The sequence below is a fragment of the Oribacterium sp. genome, assembly GCF_057249185.1.
In genome coordinates this window covers 1-19,756 of sequence record NZ_DBHIGR010000003.1, presented here as the reverse complement: position 1 = coordinate 19,756, position 19,756 = coordinate 1, and the positions used below count along the sequence as shown (strand labels likewise).

Sequence of the window (19,756 nt, the reverse complement as noted above, 5' to 3'; positions counted from 1 at the left end):
ACCCTACTTATTTTACTCAAAAATTTCAATATTACAATCCATGGAAAGGAAATTTAGAGGAATCGTATTTATAAAATACAATTTTCAGCAGATTCCTTAAAACTTATTTTTTTCAAAGCAAGATCTTTATTCCCAGTCCTTAGGAAGCTCTAAAATCGCTCCACGATTTCCGCTGGTAACCAGCGCACGATAGCGAACCAGATAACCGTCCAGATCCGTTCTCTTCTTCGGCTTCCATGCCTTTCTTCTCTTCTCCAACTCCTCATCACTAAGCTTTACATTCAAGCTATAGTTTGGAATGTCGATGGAAATGATATCTCCTTCTTCAATCAGAGCAATGGGGCCACCCACAGCTGCCTCAGGAGAAACGTGTCCGATAGCAGCGCCACGGGAAGCGCCGGAGAAACGACCATCAGTAATAAGGGCCACCGTGCTTCCTAAGCCCATACCCACAATGGCAGAGGTGGGATTCAGCATCTCTCTCATTCCGGGTCCGCCCTTAGGACCTTCGTAGCGGATGACCACCACATCTCCGGGATTAATCTTTCCTCCCTTGATAGCAGCAATCGCATCTTCTTCGCAGTCAAATACTCTGGCAGGTCCCTCATGCACCATCATTTCCGGAGCCACTGCGGAACGCTTTACCACCCCGGTATCCGGAGCCAGATTTCCCTTCAGTACTGCAATACCTCCAATAGGCATAAAGGGCTTATCAATAGGACGAATAATCTCCTCATCCTTATTTCTGGCATGAGCAATATTTTCCTCCATAGTCTTTCCGGTAACAGTAATGCCGGAAAGATCCAAAAGATTCTTCTTAGACAGCTCCTTCATCACCGCATAAACACCACCGGCCTCATTTAAGTCCTCCATATAGGCATAGCCTGCAGGAGCCAAATGACAAAGATTCGGAGTCTTTGCAGAGATTTCATTGGCATTTTCCACCTTTAACTCAATGCCGCATTCATGGGCAATGGCAGGAAGATGAAGCATGGTGTTGGTGGAACATCCCAACGCCATATCTACCGTTAAGGCATTTCGGAATGCCGCCTCTGTCATAATGTTTCTGGGGCGAATATTTTTCTCAATCATATCCATGATGGCATAACCCGCCATCTTTGCCAAACGAATACGAGCAGAGTAAACCGCAGGAATGGTTCCGTTTCCGGGAAGTCCCATTCCGATAACCTCTGTTAAGCAGTTCATGGAGTTTGCGGTATACATACCGGAGCAGGATCCGCAGGTGGGGCAAACATTTTCCTCATAGAGCTTCAGCTCCTCCATGCCAATCTTTCCTGCCTCATACTCTCCCACAGCCTCAAACATGGAAGAGAGAGAACGCTTCTCTCCCCTTACTTTTCCTGCCAGCATAGGACCGCCGGATACGAAAACAGTAGGAATATTCACTCTAGCTGCTGCCATCAAAAGACCGGGAACATTCTTATCACAGTTTGGAATCATCACCAAACCATCAAACTGGTGTGCCCTTGCCATACATTCTGTGGAATCCGCAATTAAGTCTCTGGTTACCAGAGAATATTTCATTCCGGTATGTCCCATGGCAATACCGTCACAAACCGCAATAGCCGGGAACTCCACCGGCATACCGCCGGCTTCCGCAATACCCATCTTTACCGCTTCCGCAATTTTATCCAAGTTAATATGTCCCGGTACGATTTCGTTATAAGAACAAACCACACCAATCATGGGTTTTTTCATCTCTTCCTTGGTATAACCTAAGGCATTAAATAAACTTCTATGAGGCGCAGACTGTACCCCTTCTCTCACATGCTCACTATTCATAGACTCTCCTTACTCTAAATGCTTCCATAAAAACTTTTTTATTATACCGCATTAACAGCTTTGAGCAGATGTTTTTTTTGAGTTTTCCATGAATTTTTTCTAAATATTTAAAAATAAAAAAGACAGAGGAAAGGAATTGCACCGTTTTTCCCAGTATAGCTTGGAACAGGGGCACGCTCTCGCTAAGCTCGCCTCGTAGCGGTTCTAAGCTTTCAAAAAACAAAAGCTAAGAACCGACGGGCTCACATTGCCCCTTATTCTCAAGCTATACTGCTGAAAAACCAGGCGAATCATTTCTTTTCTCTGTCTCTTCAGTCAGAACAATAACAAGGTAAAAATTCATTAAAACTCATCCATCAGCTCTAAGCTGTGTTCCTTCTGCATTCTTTCACAAGCTTTTAAGAAAGCATCCAGAGGAACGTTATTAATCTGCTTATTGGATCCGCGCATATTGATGGATACGGTTCTTTCTTCCTTTTCTCTGTCTCCCAACACAAGGATGTAAGGGTTCTTATAGTTCTTATAGCCCTTAATCTTCTCCTTCATGTTCTTGTCGCTGTAATCAGCCTCAGCTCGAATTCCGATTTCCGTCAGAGCATCGTAAACTTCTTTTCCGTAGTCGTTATGCTCTTCTCGAATCGGTACGATGCCTACCTGCTCCGGGCTTAGCCAGAAGGGGAAGCTTCCCTTGAAGTTCTCGATGATAATACCGATAAAACGCTCCAGAGAACCGTAAATTGCTCTATGGATTACTACCGGCATAGCGGTGCTTCCTTCTGCAGTCTGATAAGTCAGACCGAAGTTGTGAGGAAGCTGGAAGTCCAGCTGAATGGTTCCGCACTGCCACTCTCTTCCCAAAGCATCCTTAATCTGCAAGTCAATCTTTGGTCCGTAGAAGGCACCGTCTCCCTCATTGATTTCAAAGCCGCCTTCTCCATACTTGTCGGTGAGAATCTTCTTTAAAGCAGCCTCTGCTCTATCCCAAACTTCGATGTCTCCCATGAAATCATCAGGTCTTGTAGAGAGCTCTGCACGATAGGTAACACCGAAGGTCTTGTAGACTTCATCCGCAATGGAGATGATGTCCGCAATTTCCGCCTCAATCTGAGATTCCATTACGAAGGTATGGTCATCATCCTGACGGAACTCCTGTACACGGAAAAGTCCGTTCATTTGTCCGGATTTTTCCTTTCTATGGAGTACATCATACTCGGAATAACGGATAGGCAGCTCCTTGTAGGAACGATTTCTTCTCTTGTAGGTAATCATGGCGTTAGGGCAGTTCATGGGCTTTGCCGCCATGGTATCAATATTCTCACGATTATAGATTACAGAGCCTGCCTGAATCTTTACAATCTTCTCTCCAAGGCTGGCATCGGTAGGATGCTCCAGCACACCGGAAAGGTCAGCATCGGCCTTTAACCAGCCGGAAATACCGGGAACCATAAACATATTGTTAATATAATGTGCCCAGTGTCCGGAAATCAACCATAATTTCTTATTGTTAATGAGAGGTGCGGAAATCTCCGTGTAACCGTGTCTTGCCTGCACACTTCTGGAATAGGCCAAAAGCGCCTGATACATCTTCCAACCTCTGGGAAGCCAATAAGGCATTCCGGGAGCGGTCTCATCAAACATGAAGAGGTCAAGCTGGCTACCCAGCTTCTTATGATCTCTCTCCTGGGCTTCCTGTAACCACTTTAAATGCTCCTTTAAGGCATTCTTATCCGGGAAGGCAAAAAGATAAACACGCTGTAACTGATCTCTGTGCTCATCTCCACGCCAGTAAGCTCCGGAAATGGATTTAATCTGGAAGGCTACATTCATGAGTTCCTGAGAATTCTCCACATGAGGTCCCCGGCAAAGATCCACGAAATCATCACCGGTACGATAAATACTGATGACTTCATCGGCAGGAAGGTCCTGAATCAGCTCCTTTTTGAACTTTTGCTTATCAAAGAGAGCCAAGGCCGCCTCACGGGACAGCTCCTCTCTGGTCCAGTTCTCTCTTCTTTTGATGATTTCTCTCATCTTGTCCTCAATGGTCTTAAAATCCTCCTCGGACAAGGACTTGGGAAGAGCAAAGTCATAATAACAGCCATCTTCAATCTGGGGTCCGATCGCATACTGTACCTCAGGACCATACAGCTCTACCATGGCTTTTGCTAAAATATGTGCAAGAGAATGTCTGTATCTCTCTAAAAATTCCTGCTTATCCAATGCCATTACCTCTTTTCTTTTAATCTCTCTATTGCTTTTTCAATTCTCTTTAAGGACTCTTCCTTACCCAGTACGGAAAGAATCTCGGTAGCTCCTGCGGGAGTCATTTGCTTTCCGGAAAGGGCAATGCGGATGGGCCACATCATAAAGCCTGTCTTGTAGCCCTTTTCCTGACCGAAGGCCTGTAATTTCTCATACAAATGATCGTTACTGTAGTCATTTTCCTCCTGTAATAAAGGAAGAACCTCTTCCAGAAGACTCAAAGAATTCTCTAAATTACACTTTGCCTTTTTGTTTTCATAAAGAGACAGCTCATATTCCGGTACTTCCTTAAAGAAGGAAACCTGCTCGGGAATGTCCGGGAAGATTTCGATTCTGCTCTTTACCATCTCGGCAATCTTCTTATGATCCAATCCCTCACCTACAGCTTCTTTCACGAAGGGGAGAGCTCTCTCATAGAACTTGTCAAAATCCATTTTCTTGATGTACTCTCCGTTCATCCAGCGAAGCTTACCCATGTCAAAGACAGCCGGGCTCTTGGAAATTCTGTGGTAATCAAATAAACGAACCAAATCCTCCAAGGAAAGAATCTCTTCATTTTCCTCAGGGCTCCAGCCTAAAAGAGCCACAAAGTTTACCACTGCCTCAGCCACAAAGCCCTGATCAATCAGATCCTCAAAGGAGGAGTGGCCGGATCTCTTGGATAACTTCTTATGATTCTCATCCGTAATCAAAGGACAATGAATCAGCTTCGGAGATTCCCAGCCGAAGGCATCATAAAGTCTTTGGTACTTGGGGCTGGAGGAAAGATATTCGTTTCCACGAACCACATGGGTAATCCCCATCAAATGGTCGTCAATAACATTGGCAAAGTTATAGGTAGGATAGCCGTCGGACTTAATCAGCACCATGTCGTCCAGTTCGCTGTTCTCCACGGTAACATCCCCGTAAAGCTCGTCATGGAAAGTAGTGCTGCCTTCTGTCGGATTATTCTGGCGAATAACAAAGGGGAGTCCCTGCTTTAACTTCTCTTCCACCTCTTCTTTGGAAAGAGAAAGACAATGCTTGTCATAATGGAAAAGGGTCTCTCCGTTTACCTCGGTTTGCAGGCTCTTTAAGCGGTCCTCGTCGCAGAAGCAGTAGTAAGCCTCTCCCTTATCCACCAGCTTTTTGGCATAGTCCATGTAAACGCCGGTTTTTACTCGTTCCGACTGCACGTAGGGGCCGCAGTCTCCGGGATTATCCGGTCCCTCGTCCCAGAAAAGGCCTGTAGCTTCCAGGGTTCTGCGGATAATATCCACCGCTCCTTCCACTTCTCTTTCCTGGTCGGTATCCTCGATACGAAGGAGGAAGTCACCTCCCTCATGCTTGGCAATCAGATAAGCATACATGCCGGTTCGTAAATTTCCCACATGCATCCTTCCGGTAGGGGAAGGTGCATATCTCGTTCTAATCTTCATATTTCCCCCTTAAGCTGTATTTACGCTTCCTGCTTCTCTACCAAATCCTGCGGGCGCATGGAAAGGTTGATTCTTCCCATCTTATCCACTTCCAAAACCTTTACACGAACCTTATCGCCGACATGAACCACATCCTCTACCTTGTTTACTCTCTGATCGGAAAGCTTGGAAATGTGAATCATACCGTCCTTGTTGGGACTTAACTGCACGAAAGCACCGAAATCCATCATTCTGACTACGGTTCCTTCAAAAATCTGTCCCGGCTCAATATCATTTACAATAGACTCAATGATTTTCTTCGCTCTTTCCAAATCAGGCAGGTTTGTTCCGGAAATGGAAACGGTTCCGTTATCGTCAATATCAATCTTCACGCCGGTTTCTTCGATGATACCGTTAATGGTCTTACCCTGCTTTCCGATAACATCTCCAATCTTCTCCGGATTGATAGACATGGTCAAAATCTTCGGTGCATATGGAGAAAGCTCTGCTCTAGGCTCTTCAATAGCCTCTTTCATCACACCGTTCATAATGAAGAGTCTTGCTTCTCTTGCTCTGCGAATAGCCTCTTCCACGATTGGACGAGTCAAGCCGTGAATCTTAATATCCATCTGGATAGCGGTGATTCCGTCCTCTGTTCCGGTTACCTTAAAGTCCATATCGCCGAAGAAATCTTCCAACCCCTGAATGTCGGTAAGTACCAAATACTCATCATCGCTGTCTCCGGTTACAAGACCGCAGGAAATTCCGGCAACAGGCTTCTTAATGGGTACACCGGCAGCCATCAAGGACATGCAGGAAGCACAAGTGGAAGCCATGGAAGTAGAACCGTTGGACTCCATAGTCTCGGAAACGGAACGAATCGCATAGGGGAATTCTTCCACGGAAGGCAGTACAGGAATCAAAGCCTTCTCCGCCAAAGCACCGTGTCCGATTTCTCTTCTTCCCGGGCCTCTGGAGGCCTTTGCCTCTCCTACGGAATAGCCGGGGAAATTATACTGGTGCAGATAACGCTTTTCGGTCTCAAATTCATTTAGCCCTTCTACCTTCTGAACCTCGGAAAGAGGTGCCAGGGTAGTGATATTCATAATCTGCGTCTGTCCTCTCTTAAACATAGCGGAGCCATGCACTCTGGGGAGAAGATCAACCTCAGCCTCCAACTTACGAATCTCATCAATAGCTCTTCCGTCCGGTCTCTTATGATCCTTCAAAATCATCTTACGAACGGTCTTCTTCTCATACTGATAGATGGCATCCGGTAAAATGGCCAAAGCTTCCTCGTCATCCTGGAAAGCTTCTACCAATCTTTCACTCAGGAGGGAAACATTGGCATCTCTTTCCGCCTTATCATCGGTAAATACAGCCTTCTCCATCTCCTCAGGCTTTACCACTTCCTTCATCTTCGCAAATAATTCCTCGGGAATGGCGCTGGAAACATATTCGTGCTTTTCTTTTCCGCACTCTTCGATAATACTCTCAAAGAAACCGATAATCTGCTGGTTTACATCATGGGCAAGATAAATTGCCTCAATCATCTTGGCCTCCGGAAGCTCGTTGGCTCCGGCTTCGATCATGATAACCTTCTCTTTTGTGGAAGCTACAGTCAATAAAAGGTCGGAAACCGCCTTCTCTCCGTTTCCGGGATTTACCACAAATTCTCCCCCAACCATGCCGATCTGGGTGGTTGCACAGGGACCGTCAAAGGGAACATCGGAAAGACAGGTGGACAGGGAAGAACCAAGCATAGCCAAGAGTTCCGGAGAAGCATCCTGATCCACGGATAATACCAGGTTGTTTAATAAAACATCATTTCTATAGTCCTTAGGGAAGAGAGGACGCATAGGACGGTCAATAACTCTTGCGGTTAAAATCGCATTGTCACTGGCTCTTCCTTCTCTCTTCTTAAATCCTCCCGGGAACTTTCCTACAGAATACATCTTTTCTTCGTATTCTACGGAAAGGGGGAAGAAATCAATACCGTCTCTCGGCTTTGCGGAAGCGGTACAGGTGGACAACACCGTAGTGTCTCCATAGTGCATCAATGCGGCACCGTTACTTTGCGCGCAAACCCTGTCCACATCCACCGTCAGGGTTCTTCCGGCAAGTTCCATTGAATAACTCTTATACATAAATCCTCCTTTGTTTAATCCGGAAGATCCAAAGCCACTGAAGAAACTGTGAGGTTCACCGCCTCTTCAGTGATCTCGGACTACCTTCCGGATAGCTTTTGTCATAGATTCCTATTATACAGGAAAATGAGAAAATGAACAGTAAAAAAGGGCAGAAAAGCCATGCTTTTCCGCCCTGATTCTTCTTACTTTCTGATGCCTAACTTCTCGATTAAGCTTCTGTAACCCTCTAAGTCGGTCTTCTTTAAGTAGTCTAAAAGACCTCTTCTGTGACCTACCATCATCAGAAGTCCTCTTCTGCTGTGGTGATCCTTAGGATTGCTCTTTAAATGCTCGGTAAGCTCAACGATTCTCTCGGTAAGAATCGCTACCTGTACTTCAGGAGATCCGGTGTCTCCGGGCTTTCTTCCGTACTTTTCTACCAACTCTGCTTTTTTCTCTCTTGTAATCATCTGATTCTCCTTTTTTGGCAATTTCTTGCGTTAACACACGTTAGACTGAGGAAGGCGTTAGGAAATCGCCTTCCTATGCCTAACGCGAAGTTCTGTGCATTTTATGATAACTTTTCTTCTTCTCCAAAATCAGTCCATAAATGCCAGACTATAATACGCGAATTTTCGGCTTTCGTCAAGGATTTTCGCCCTTTGCTTTGATGAAAACCCTAAGCTTTACAAGACCGGACAAAGACCTTTTTATGATTCCTGCTTTTTACTCTCCTCCTTCACAAAGGCCAAGTCTTTCTCCAGCTGGGTCTTCAGTTCTTCAATATCCTGAAAATGTCTTTGCTCCCGAATAAAGCTGACAAATTCCAAGCGCAACTTCTCCCCGTAGATATCTCCCTGAAAGTCCAAAATATGCGTCTCTATGGTCAGAGGGTTATTCTTCGCCACACTGGGATTCTTCCCTATGCTGGTCATCCCCTCATAATAGTCCTTTCCCAGAAGCACCCGGGTATGATACACCCCTTCCATGGGGCAAAGCTTTCCTTCCTTCGGGAGAATGTTGGCCGTGGGAAAATTGATGCTTCGTCCGATTTTCTTTCCGTGTACCACAGTACCGGATAGGGTGTACTTTCTTCCCAAAAGCCTTGCCGCCTCTTCTACAGCCCCCTCTTCCAAGCATTTCCGGATATAGGTACTGGAAATTTCCACGGTATTCCCGGCGTCATCCTTGGTTAAAGCCTTTTCCACCACGGTCAGCTTATAGCCGAAATCTTTAGACTTTTCTTGAAGCAAAGCCACATCTCCTTTTCCTTTATAGCCGAAGCTGCAATCCGTCCCCACCACAAGGTGCTTTACCTTTAAGGCTTTTACCAGAATATCCTCCAAGAATTTCTCCGGAGGCATCTTGGCGGTTTCCAAGGTTAAGGGAAAGAGAAAAATCTGGGAAAACCCCGCATTTTGCAGACGGGTATAATGTTCATCCTCCGTGCAGAGAAGGTCTTGCCTTTCTCCGGAAAATAAAGCCGATGGATGCATGGTAAAGGACAAAACGGAGGGTACCAGATTCTCCAACCTTCCCTCTCGAAATACATCCTCGAAAATCTTTTGATGCCCAAGATGAAGGCCGTCAAACTTCCCGAAGGTTAAAATGCTGTCCTTTTGACTATATAGCGGAGGCAGTAAGTAAGTATCTCTTTTTCCCTCTCCTTCCAGCTTTTCAATGTCCGAAAGTCTGAAGCTATCCTGCAAAGAAAACTCTCCCACTTTCTCTCGTAAAAGTGCAGACATACAAGCCTTGGTTCCTAAGGCTTCTCCGATATCCTTACAAAGGGTGCGAATATAGGTTCCCTTGGAGCAATGAATCCGAAAACGGAGCCTGGGGCAGTCATAGGAAAGAATTTCCAGCCCAAAAATCTCAATTTGGCTTGGCTTTCTTTCTACCGTTTTCCCTTCTCTTGCCAGCTCATAAAGCTTTTTTCCTTCCAGCTTCTTGGCACTGTACATAGGAGGAATCTGCTCCTGCTTCCCCATAAAACGAGGAAGAACCCTTTCAATCTCCTCCCTCGAGATGGAAACCTCTTCCTCAGAAAGTATCTTTCCGGTACTGTCCTCCGTATCCGTTTCGATTCCTAAGGTCAATTCTGCCTGATAGACCTTTTCCTTCGCCATCAAAGCATCTACATATTTGGTAGCCTTGCCCACACAGACCAAAAGCACACCTTCCGCCATCGGGTCCAGGGTGCCGGTATGTCCCATCTTTTTCTCCCTTAGAATCCTTCGAAGAGCCCGAAGAACATCAAAGCTGGTCATCCCCTTTTCTTTATTTACATTAATAATTCCATCCATGCTTACTCTCTACATCTTTTATTGCTTTGGAAATCCTCTGCATCCAGCTGCTTTCTCATTTCCCCGAAAAGCTTCTCCAAAATCTGCTCCGGACTGCCCTTCAGGCTACAGCCTGCTGCCATCTTATGTCCACCGCCCGAAAAAAAGGCGGCAACTTGGGACACATCAAAGGCATTGTTGTTGGAACGAAGACTGGCCTTGTACACCTGATTTCCCACCTCGTAGAGGAAAATCACCCCATCCACATCTCTGGTTTCCCGAAGCACGCTGACCACCATATCCAGGTCTTTTTGCTCCAGATTAAAGGAACGCATATCCTTTAGACTTAGGGACGAAGCCAGGATTCTGTCCTCACAGTAAAGCCTGGCATCCTGCAAGACCTTCCCCGTCATTTTCTGCTGATCCACAGACTTCATATAGAAGCTGTCATCAATGATATAGGAAAAAGGAATTCCCTTTGCCATACATTTTCCTGCAATCTCCATGGTATGCTGAGAAGTACAGTTATACTTAAAAACCCCGGTGTCATGAATCAAGCCGGTATAAATGCAGGTCGCAACAGCCTCATCGAAAAACGTTTCATCCATCAGGTCAAAGCTCACCTCGCAGGTACTGGAGGCATCGGGAAGAATGGTATGAAAAGGAAAATCCTCCCCATTGCTGGTTACATGATGATCCACCACATAACAATTCTTTGCAGACTTTGCCAAGGAGCCGAACTCTCCCAATCTTTCATAGGCTCCGCAATCACAAATCAGAGCCAGGTCATAGCTTTCCTTCGGTACATCATGGCGAATGGTGGAAAAGCCGGGAAGATAAGAAAATTTCTCATGGGCCTCCATCAAATATACCTGCACTTCTTTTTCCGGATAGCGATTGTTCAAGTAATTTTTCCATCCCAAAGTAGAACCCAGACAGTCCCCATCAGGTCTGGTATGTCCCAAAAGGCAAATCCGTTGGGAAGAAGCTAATAATTCCTCCAGCTTGTCTCTCATTCTTCCTCCTCTTTATAAACATTATCCTGATTTACCACTTCCCCCACTGCTCTTTCCCTGTCTTCCTTGCTAACCTGATTAATTAAAGCATCCATTCTGGAGCCATATTCCACGGAATGATCCGCGATAAATTGCAGCTCCGGGGTATGTCTAAGGTTTAAGCTTCTTGCCAGCTCTCTTCGTAAAAATCCCCCGGCAGCCTTTAAGCCCTCAATAGTTTTCCCCAACTCCTCTTCACTGCCAAGGCAGGAAACAAAGACCTTACAATACTGTAAATCCGGGGTGAGATCCACACCGGTAACGTCACAGAAGGGCGAAACCCTGCTGTCCTTCACCTCTTCCCGAATCAAAAGAGAAAGGCATCTTCTCACATCTTCATTTCTTCTTTGGTTCTTAAAGCTCAGTTTTTTCACCTTTTACCTCTTTATACTTTCCTAAAAAAGTAGGAACAGGGGAGCCTTCGGCTCCCCTCCCTCTTATCTCTGTTTTACTTCTTCCATAACGTAAACTTCCAGCTGATCCAATTCCTGAATATCGGTAAAGTCTTCTAAAACAATACCGCATTCCTGCTTGGTTCCCACTTCCTTTACGTCATCCTTAAAATGTCTTACGGAAGCAATGGTTCCGTCATATAACTGCTCTCCGCCTCTGGTCAGACGAACCTTGGCACCTCTTTGTACCTTTCCGTCCAGAACGAAGGAACCGGCAATCACACCAACACCGGAGGACTTGAAGATCATACGAACCTCCGCATGACCGATGACCTTCTCCTCATAAACAGGAGCCAGCATTCCCTTCATGGCAAGCTCAATATCTTCGATAGCCTTATAGATGACATTGTATAGTCTTACGTCTACATTTTCCCGCTCGGCAATATCTCTTGCGGTTGGATCCGGCTTAACGTCAAATCCGATGACAATCGCATTGGAAGCAATGGCCAAATTGATATCGGACTCATTGATGGCACCAACACCGGCATGAATCACCTTTACCTGAACTTCCGCATTTTCAATCTTCTGTAAGGAATCGCGAACCGCTTCCACGGATCCCTGTACATCCGCCTTGATGACAATCGGAAGATCCTTCAGCTCTCCTGCCTTAATCTGGTCGAAGAGGGCATCTAAGCTAACCTTCTTACGGGAATCCTCAACCATCTTCTGCTTTCCTTCGCTAACAAAGGTATCCGCATATGCCTTGGCTTCCTTCTCGTTGTCCTTCACCTGGAAAATTTCTCCCGCATTAGGCACGGAGTTTAATCCCAAAATCTCTACAGGCATGGAAGGGGTTGCCTTCTTGATTCTCTTTCCTTTGTCGTCAATCATGGCACGAACCTTACCGAAGGCAGATCCTACAGCCACCACGTCTCCGATATGCAGGGTACCCTTTTGTACCAAAAGACGGGCTACGGAACCTCTTCCCTTATCCAGCTCAGCCTCGATAACAACACCGTAGGCCTTACGATTTGGATTCGCCTTTAATTCCAGCACATCCGCCTGTAAAGCAATATTTTCCAAAAGACTTTCCAGTCCCTCTCCGGTCTTTGCGGAAACAGGACAGCAAATGGTGGTTCCGCCGTAATCCTCAGCCACCAAATCATAGGTCATTAATTCCTGCTTCACCTTGTCAATATTTGCCGCAGGCTTATCAATCTTATTGATGGCTACAATAATCTCCGTATTGGCTGCCTTGGCATGATTAATCGCCTCAATGGTCTGGGGCTTAATACCGTCGTCCGCAGCAACTACCAGAATGGCAATATCGGTGGACTGGGCTCCACGCATACGCATGGCTGTGAAAGCCTCATGTCCCGGAGTATCCAGGAAGGTGATTACTCTGTCTTCGTCATTAACCTTTACCGTTACCTGATATGCACCGATGGACTGGGTAATTCCGCCGTGCTCCTTACTGGTCACATTGGTGTTTCGAATCGCATCCAGAATAGAAGTTTTACCGTGGTCAACGTGTCCCATAACCGCAACTACAGGAGGACGGGGCTGTAAATCCTTCTCTTCATCCACTTCAGAATCCTGTACCAATTCTGCGATTACGTCTACCTTCTCTTCCATTTCGCAAAGGATGTCGTATTCTACCGCAAGGTTTTCCGCCTCTTCGTAGCTTAATTCCGTATTCAGGGTAACCATCTGTCCCTTTAAGAAAAGCTTCTTGATAAGGTCCGCAGACTTCTGCTTCATCTTATCCGCCAACTCCTTAATGGTAATTACCTCGGGTAAAGTAATGGACTTAATGGTTTCTTCCGCAACCTTCACCACTTCCGGCTTAATAAATGCACCCTTTCCGGTCTTCTTTACCTTTACCTGCTCATCTCTCTCGTAGGACTGGGTAGCGCCGTACTTATTCTGCTTTCTGGCAGCACGATTCTTCTGGGAAATGTTGGCCTTTTCATTTTCAAAGCTCTTATTTCCGTAAACCTTCTTCTGAGGCTTAGTGGCGTCATGCTTGGTTCTGCTTTGCTTTTCTACAATCTCCGGAGCAAGGCTTGGAGCCGGCTTCTTCGCAGCTGTGCCGAAGCGGGGTCTTCCATTAAAGTCCCCATCCTTTCTGCCCTCTCCACGACTGTCAGTTCTTCCTCCCGGTGCAAATCTCTTCTCTGCAGGCTTTCCTGCACCGAAGCTGCTGCTCTTACGCTCTCCGCTTGCTTCTTTGCTCTGGGGCTTGGCAGGGCTAAGCTTAGCTGCAATTCCGGAAATAGTCGGTTTGATTCCAGAAATGGTAGGTCTCTTTGCCTTTTCCTGACTTTCCTTTTCCGCCAAAGCCTTCTTTTCCGCTTCTTCCTTAGCCTTTGCCGCTTCTTCCTGTGCTTTTCTTTCCGCTTCCTGCTTTTCTAAAAGAAGTCTCTCCTCTGCCAGCTTCTTCTCCTCTTCCTCCTGCTTTTTCTGGATAGCATTCAAAGCCTTCAAAGGAGTAACTCTTGCCGTTCCCGGAGGCAAGGGTCTTCCGTTGGGAGATTTCTTTCCTCCCTCCTCTTTTCCTGCTTCCTTCTTTACCTTGGCCTTTGCCTTATCGGAAAACTGTGTTCTTCCCAGAGGATGATTTTTATGGTTCACCGAGTTTTGGGAATGGAAAACAACCGCTAACTTTTTCTTTTTAACGGGAGCTTCCTCACTTTTTTGTTCAATATTTTCTTTCTTATTATCTTCTAACATCCGCATTCCCTCCATCTAAAATCTCAATCATCCGTTTTGCAAAGCCTTCATCCTCTATGCACAGAGAAGAACGCATTTCCTTTCCAATCCCTCTCCCCAGTTCCTCCTTCGTTCCGAAGGAAAATATGGGAATGTGGTAGTAAAAACAACTTTGTCGGAATTTTTTTTCCGTATTTTCCGAAGCATCGCTAGCCACCAGCACCAATTTTGCCTTATGGGCTTTAATGGACTTTTCTACGGAAAACTCTCCCGCCTTGACCTTTCCGGCCTTCATGGACAAACCCAAGAGTCCCAATATCTTATTTTGCAATTTCTTTGATTTCCTCCCTCAGTCTATCCAAATCTTCCTTGGGGATTGCCTCCTTGAAGGAACGGAAAAAAGCCTTTTTCTTCTCCGCCTTCTCCAGGCAAGAAAGATTCTTGCAAAGATAAGCGCCTCTTCCGTTTTTTCTTCCTTGCAAATCCACGGCATATTCCCCCTCCGGAGAACGGACAATCCGAAGCAAGTCCTTTTTGTCCTTCTTTTCCCCGCAGCCTATGCAGCTTCGTTGTGGCTCTACCTTCATTTCCCCTCCCGGAAAACATCCCTCTGTTTCTATCGATTCTATGAAAATGCTTTTCGAAAAAGATTGATTCCTCTTCCGAAAAACCAAGTCTTTTTCTATTTATTCTTCTTCGTAAGCTTCCGCTTCCTCTTCCCCTTCTTCATAGGAAGCATCTTCATAGTCCTCATCATAGCCTAAATCTTCTTCCTCCAGGCTCTCTCCATGGTAATCAATACCCATTTCGTCGAAGATTCCCTGCTCCTGCGCCTGAGACTCGGACTTAATATCAATCTTGTAATTGGTCAACTTCGCTGCGAGTCTTGCGTTCTGTCCCTCCTTACCGATAGCCAGAGACAGCTGATTATCCGGCACAATGACCAAGGCTTCTTTATTGTCCGGATCCGCAATAACCGCGATTACCTTGGCCGGAGATAAGGAATTCTCAATCAGGTATGCAGGGTTCTCGTCATAGTTGATAATGTCAATCTTCTCTCCACGAAGCTCTTCCACGATGGTATTTACACGGTTTCCGTTAAGACCTACGCAAGCACCCACTGCATCCACATCCTCTTCATTGGAAATGACCGCCATCTTGGTACGAGATCCCGCCTCTCTGGCAATGGACTTAATCTCCACAATACCTTCTCTAAGCTCGGAAACCTCCTCAAAGAACAGCTTACGAACCAACTCCGGATGGGTACGGGAAAGCATAAGCTTAGGTCCCTTGGGGCTGTCCTTTACTTCCACCACATAGACCTTGGCTCTTTGTCCGGGAGTCAAATTCTCTCCGGGAATCTGCTCCGCTTCCGCAAGGTAACCATCTACCTTGCCCAAATTCATAATCAGAGCTCTTCCTGTATTTTTCTCCACAAGGGCAGTGAAAACCTTTTTGCTCATAGCATAGTATTCTTCAAAAAGGTTCTTTCTCTCTTCCTCACGAATCTTCTGCACAATCACGCCCTTGGCATTCTGCGCCGCAATTCTACTGAAGGACTTGGAATCAATGGGCACCTGTACCACATCTCCCAAAGTATAGGAAGGATCTATTTCATGAGCTTCTTCCAAACTGATTTCTGTGGACTTATCTCCCACCTTTTCCACTACCGTCTTATCTGCCAATACGGAAAATACTGCAGTGTCCGGATTCATGCTTACGTGCACATTGTCTGCGGAACCGAAGTGATTCTTACAAGCGGTTTGTAAGGACAGCTCAATGGCCTCGATTAAAGCCTGCTTGGAAATTTTCTTTTCCTTCTCTAACATGTCTAGCGCTAAGCGTAATTCCTCGTTCATCGTTTTTACTCCTCTTTATTTTTATCATCAGGCGTTTTCTATCCTTACTGTCTTTTATTCCGCCTGTATTATACTTTCAACTCTTTTTGGCCTTACCATTTACTCTTCTGAAGCTTCCTCTCCCTCGGAAAGCAGTTCTTCTTCCACTTCGGAAAGCTCCTCCGCTCCCGGATTGTCCTTAAAACCTAAGGAACAAACCTCCAGGATGTACTCTTCTGCAATAAAATCTTCCTTATCCAACCACTTGGACAGTCTTCTGGAGACCATGGCACAGTCATTGACCGTCATGTCCTGCTCATCTTTTCTAAAAATGAATGCCCTTAGATAGTGGGTTCCCGCCTCTTTTGTAAAGGTAACACTATCCAGCACATAGCCCATTCCCGGAAGAATTTCTTCCAAATACGCCTTCGTTCTCTCAATTTCCATGCCAACGCTCCATTCAAGCAAAAGGGACAAGCCAGTGCTTGCCCCTTCCTACGTTACAAATACTTTTATACCCTAACACGAAAGCTTTGAAAAAACAAGCCTTTTCTTTGTTTTTCTTCACTTTTCACTTTGTTTTTCTTCACTTTTCACAGCATTTTTTCTTCTATAAATATTGATCCATGTCTCTTTTTAAATATTTCTTCGAATATCCCCATTTTTGCATCTACCGCGTACCAGATCCTTGACTTGCTCTTTATAAGATTCTCATTGAGCTGTACAATGTTATCAGACATATTCTATTGCCGTCGGTAAAATTAAGTTACCACATAAAGCCAACCGAGGCGGCAAGAACTATGCCTGTCTGATGTTTTATAAATCGAAATTATATGCGATATTTTTCAATGCTTTTTACTGAAATTACGTATGAGATGACAAAAATAATCAAATGTAAAATCACTGCTAATGCAATCAAGTTGGTCTGAAGAATAGAATATAGTTTTAATAAAACATTATTAAATTTTGTAAAGATAATAGGAAGAATGGTAAATCCTATGAGGATATATCTTCCTTTTTCTACACCAAAATAAAATGATGCGGGAATTACTATCATGTTATAAATTAGCGCAACGTAGAAACCAATGAATGGATACAAAAGGCTAAGCTGCCCAGAATAACTGAAAGTAACAAGGAAGATTATGATACCTGTAAGGAGAGAAATGATGAGCGTGAAAATATATTTCTCCATAGCAATGACATGATAGGAAAGTGGTAGTACACGATAATAATTAACAAGTTTTGTTTTTTCATCTACGGAAATAGTTATTGATACTTGCATTCCGAATAATATCCCAATAATTATGGAGAACATAAACAGAAACATATCTTTCCCAATATAGACAATAATTGGAATAAGAGACATTAAATATACAGGGGATATTAACTTCAAAATGGACTTAAAATCTTTATAAAGCAACCCTTTCATATATTATTCATTTGATAATTACAAAATTAAATTATCATTTCCTTTCGCTAAAGTGGATTTACTTAGATAGTCATATACTACATTTTCTAAAGAAATTTTATTTCCTTCCAAAATGCAAGAAATATCAGTATTCAAAACAACCTTACCGTTATCGAGTAAGATGATTCTGGAAGCAAATTTTTCTAAGTCGCTAATAATGTGAGTGGAGAAGATAACGGCTGAATGTGTCTTATTAATATATTCTTTCAATAAATGCAAAACTTTTTCTCTTGCAACAGGATCCAGTCCGGTAGTTAATTCATCACAAAACAATATTTCAGGGTTTTGAGCCAGCATGGTGGCCAACATTAATTTATTTTTTGTCCCAAGAGACATTTGCTTTATAGCAATAATCTGTACATTTAGGAAATTCAGATAATCAAAATATTGCTCTGAACTCCATTTAGGATACCAATCAGCCATGACTGTGCAAATGTCTTTGGGATTAAACTTCTCGCAAAATGGACAAATGCCATCATAGAATGAAACAACAGGATTTTTTTTCCATGAAATAGGCTTCATAACCCTGCCTTTGTAATAAACCTCGCCGGATGACGGAAGGCATCTGCCTTCCAGCAAATTCAAAAAAGTAGTTTTTCCGGCACCGTTAGCGCCAATTAGCCCAACTATATCACACTCATTGAGATAGAAGTCAAATGGCTGTAGTTCAAAAGCAGGATATCTCTTTGATACTTTAGCATAAAATAAAGAGCTCACGATTATCTCCTATTCAAATGTGACCATTGGTAGCATTTTATATGAACAATGATACCTCTACCTATAATTATAGTATTACCTTTTGTGCAATTTATCAATATAAAAATGGAGAAGTCAACAATGTAATAGGCATATTTAACAGTATAAAAAATCAACAGTAACATAAGTAGCGAGAATTTACAGTTAAGAGACTTAGAGTAAAATTTTAGTTGGCAAAAAAATAGGAAGAGGCCGAAGCCTCTTCCTCATCACACAGAAATAACCTATTATATAGTTGGCAAAAAATATTAAGGTCAGGAGCTGTATGGTGAATTCTATGTTAGAGGAAAAAGGCATAAGTTTCGAGGATACCGGTATCCGGTCATAGGCCGCATGTTGGGGCTTGATACGAAAATAAGAGGGGATCGCAGGAAGTTGCTTTCTATGGCGGGGTATTAAAGAATCTTTGCGAGGGCTTAGGCTATGCACGAAAAAGACGGTCGCGAGGCTTCCGTAGGGAGCTGCACTCTAGCAACGAAGGCGGGCGCATGTTTGAGCCCGAAGGGCGAGTTTGCGCAGGAGCCTGAGTGCAAAAGCGAGTGCAGCGAGTAGGAAACGTAGTGTGTCTTTGAGGCAGAGCCTAACCCGAAGCAAGACATTCATTAGTCTGTATGAAGGAGTTACCAACGATTACTTGACAGTAACCTTCCTTTTCTTTCTCCATGGATTCTTCTTTGTTTCTTCCTTCCTTTATGTTATAGTAAGGAAGATTAAAAACACTGCATTTTAACGGAAAGATACGAGAATAGAGAAACGACGAAATTATTTTCTACGATTCAACGTATGCTATCCTCTTTTTCCCCATGGTGAGGTTTTATGAAATTAATTAGTTTTGCAATCCCCTGTTATAATTCTGCGTCCTATATGCGGAACTGCATTGAAAGTATTCTTCCCGGCGGGGAAGAAGTAGAAATCATCATTGTTGACGATGGTTCCAAAAAAGACAATACCCTGGAAATCGCCAAGGAATACGAAGAGAAATATCCCGGCATTTGCAAGGCTGTTCATCAGGAAAACGGCGGTCACGGTGAAGCGGTGAACACAGGCCTTAGAAATGCCAATGGACTCTACTTTAAGGTTGTGGATTCTGATGACTGGCTGGATTCCAAGGTTCTTTTAGAGGTTTTAGAAAGAATTCGAAATTTGACCCTTTCCGGAGAGTCCATTGACATGCTGGTGGCCAACTTCATTTACGATAAGGTGGGACAGGAAAACAAAAAGGTTATGTCCTATGCCAATGCCTTCCCGGAAGAAAAGGTTTTTGGCTGGGCTGAAATGAAGAACTTCCACCTGGGACAGTACATTTTAATGCATTCCGTTATTTACCGGACCAAAATGCTTAAGGATTGCGGTTTGCAGCTTCCCAAGCATACCTTCTATGTGGATAATCTCTTTGTTTATGAGCCCCTCCCCCAAGTAAAAAGGATTTATTACCTAAATCAAAATCTTTATCACTATTACATTGGCCGGGAGGACCAATCCGTAAATGAAACGGTAATGATTTCCCGTTTAGACCAGCAGTATAGGGTAAACCGTCTGATGATTGAGTGCTGTGATGTCCTTAAGGTACAGCCCAAAAAGCTTCGGAAATATATGATTTTGTATTTGGAAATCATTACTACCGTATCTTCTGTTCTGGCCATTAAGTCCGGTACAGAG

At 44.3% G+C, this 19,756-nt stretch carries 16 protein-coding genes; 1 reads left to right on the top strand and 15 read right to left on the bottom strand.

The window, feature by feature from the left end:
* Positions 1-126 precede the first annotated feature (126 nt).
* From ilvD to ACO4PX_RS00370, 15 genes are all read right to left on the bottom strand, one after another.
* Complete coding sequence (ilvD, locus tag ACO4PX_RS00440) at positions 127-1,803, bottom strand: dihydroxy-acid dehydratase (protein ID WP_314668410.1); 1,677 nt, start codon at positions 1,801-1,803, stop codon at positions 127-129.
* A gap of 342 nt (positions 1,804-2,145) precedes the next feature.
* Entirely contained in the window at positions 2,146-4,029 is a 1,884-nt protein-coding gene (locus ACO4PX_RS00435; protein ID WP_485570855.1) for a threonine--tRNA ligase, read from the bottom strand.
* Positions 4,029-5,483, bottom strand: coding sequence for a glutamate--tRNA ligase (gene gltX, locus ACO4PX_RS00430; protein WP_485570854.1), 1,455 nt, complete (start codon positions 5,481-5,483; stop codon positions 4,029-4,031). Before gltX ends, ACO4PX_RS00435 begins: the two co-directional genes overlap by 1 nt.
* Positions 5,484-5,503: 20 nt before the next feature.
* Entirely contained in the window at positions 5,504-7,609 is a 2,106-nt protein-coding gene (locus ACO4PX_RS00425) for a polyribonucleotide nucleotidyltransferase (protein WP_485570853.1), read from the bottom strand.
* Between the two features lie 185 nt (positions 7,610-7,794).
* A complete protein-coding gene (rpsO, locus tag ACO4PX_RS00420) occupies positions 7,795-8,061 on the bottom strand; it encodes a 30S ribosomal protein S15 (RefSeq protein ID WP_485546394.1) in 267 nt (88 codons plus the stop codon).
* Between the two features lie 240 nt (positions 8,062-8,301).
* Positions 8,302-9,897 carry a tRNA pseudouridine(55) synthase TruB gene (gene truB, locus ACO4PX_RS00415; RefSeq protein ID WP_485570851.1) on the bottom strand — a complete coding sequence of 532 codons (1,596 nt, stop codon included), beginning with the start codon at positions 9,895-9,897 and terminating at the stop codon, positions 8,302-8,304.
* Positions 9,898-9,899: 2 nt separating this feature from the next.
* Positions 9,900-10,892, bottom strand: a complete 993-nt coding sequence (locus ACO4PX_RS00410; RefSeq protein WP_485570850.1) for a DHH family phosphoesterase — start codon at positions 10,890-10,892, stop codon at positions 9,900-9,902.
* Positions 10,889-11,305 carry a 30S ribosome-binding factor RbfA gene (gene rbfA / locus ACO4PX_RS00405; protein ID WP_304070293.1) on the bottom strand — a complete coding sequence of 139 codons (417 nt, stop codon included), beginning with the start codon at positions 11,303-11,305 and terminating at the stop codon, positions 10,889-10,891. The genes ACO4PX_RS00410 and rbfA overlap by 4 nt, the downstream gene beginning before the upstream one ends.
* Positions 11,306-11,368: 63 nt before the next feature.
* Positions 11,369-14,056: a translation initiation factor IF-2 gene (gene infB / locus ACO4PX_RS00400; RefSeq protein WP_485570848.1), complete on the bottom strand. Its 2,688-nt coding sequence runs from the start codon at positions 14,054-14,056 to the stop codon at positions 11,369-11,371.
* Positions 14,043-14,366, bottom strand: coding sequence for a L7Ae/L30e/S12e/Gadd45 family ribosomal protein (locus ACO4PX_RS00395; protein WP_304070289.1), 324 nt, complete (start codon positions 14,364-14,366; stop codon positions 14,043-14,045). The genes infB and ACO4PX_RS00395 overlap by 14 nt, the downstream gene beginning before the upstream one ends.
* A complete protein-coding gene (gene rnpM / locus ACO4PX_RS00390) occupies positions 14,356-14,622 on the bottom strand; it encodes an RNase P modulator RnpM (protein ID WP_007155791.1) in 267 nt (88 codons plus the stop codon). Before rnpM ends, ACO4PX_RS00395 begins: the two co-directional genes overlap by 11 nt.
* A 99-nt stretch (positions 14,623-14,721) precedes the next feature.
* A complete protein-coding gene (nusA, locus tag ACO4PX_RS00385) occupies positions 14,722-15,894 on the bottom strand; it encodes a transcription termination factor NusA (RefSeq protein ID WP_314345765.1) in 1,173 nt (390 codons plus the stop codon).
* 99 nt (positions 15,895-15,993) lie between these two features.
* Positions 15,994-16,320, bottom strand: a complete 327-nt coding sequence (locus ACO4PX_RS00380) for a ribosome maturation factor RimP (RefSeq protein ID WP_314345762.1) — start codon at positions 16,318-16,320, stop codon at positions 15,994-15,996.
* Positions 16,321-16,702: 382 nt separating this feature from the next.
* Entirely contained in the window at positions 16,703-17,302 is a 600-nt protein-coding gene (locus ACO4PX_RS00375) for an ABC-2 transporter permease (RefSeq protein WP_485570847.1), read from the bottom strand.
* Positions 17,303-17,320: 18 nt separating this feature from the next.
* Positions 17,321-18,058: an ATP-binding cassette domain-containing protein gene (locus tag ACO4PX_RS00370; protein ID WP_314345759.1), complete on the bottom strand. Its 738-nt coding sequence runs from the start codon at positions 18,056-18,058 to the stop codon at positions 17,321-17,323.
* 855 nt (positions 18,059-18,913) lie between these two features.
* Here ACO4PX_RS00370 and ACO4PX_RS00365 point away from each other — a divergent pair.
* The coding region (locus tag ACO4PX_RS00365) for a glycosyltransferase family 2 protein (RefSeq protein WP_485570845.1) at positions 18,914-19,756 on the top strand (843 nt) is incomplete at its 3' end.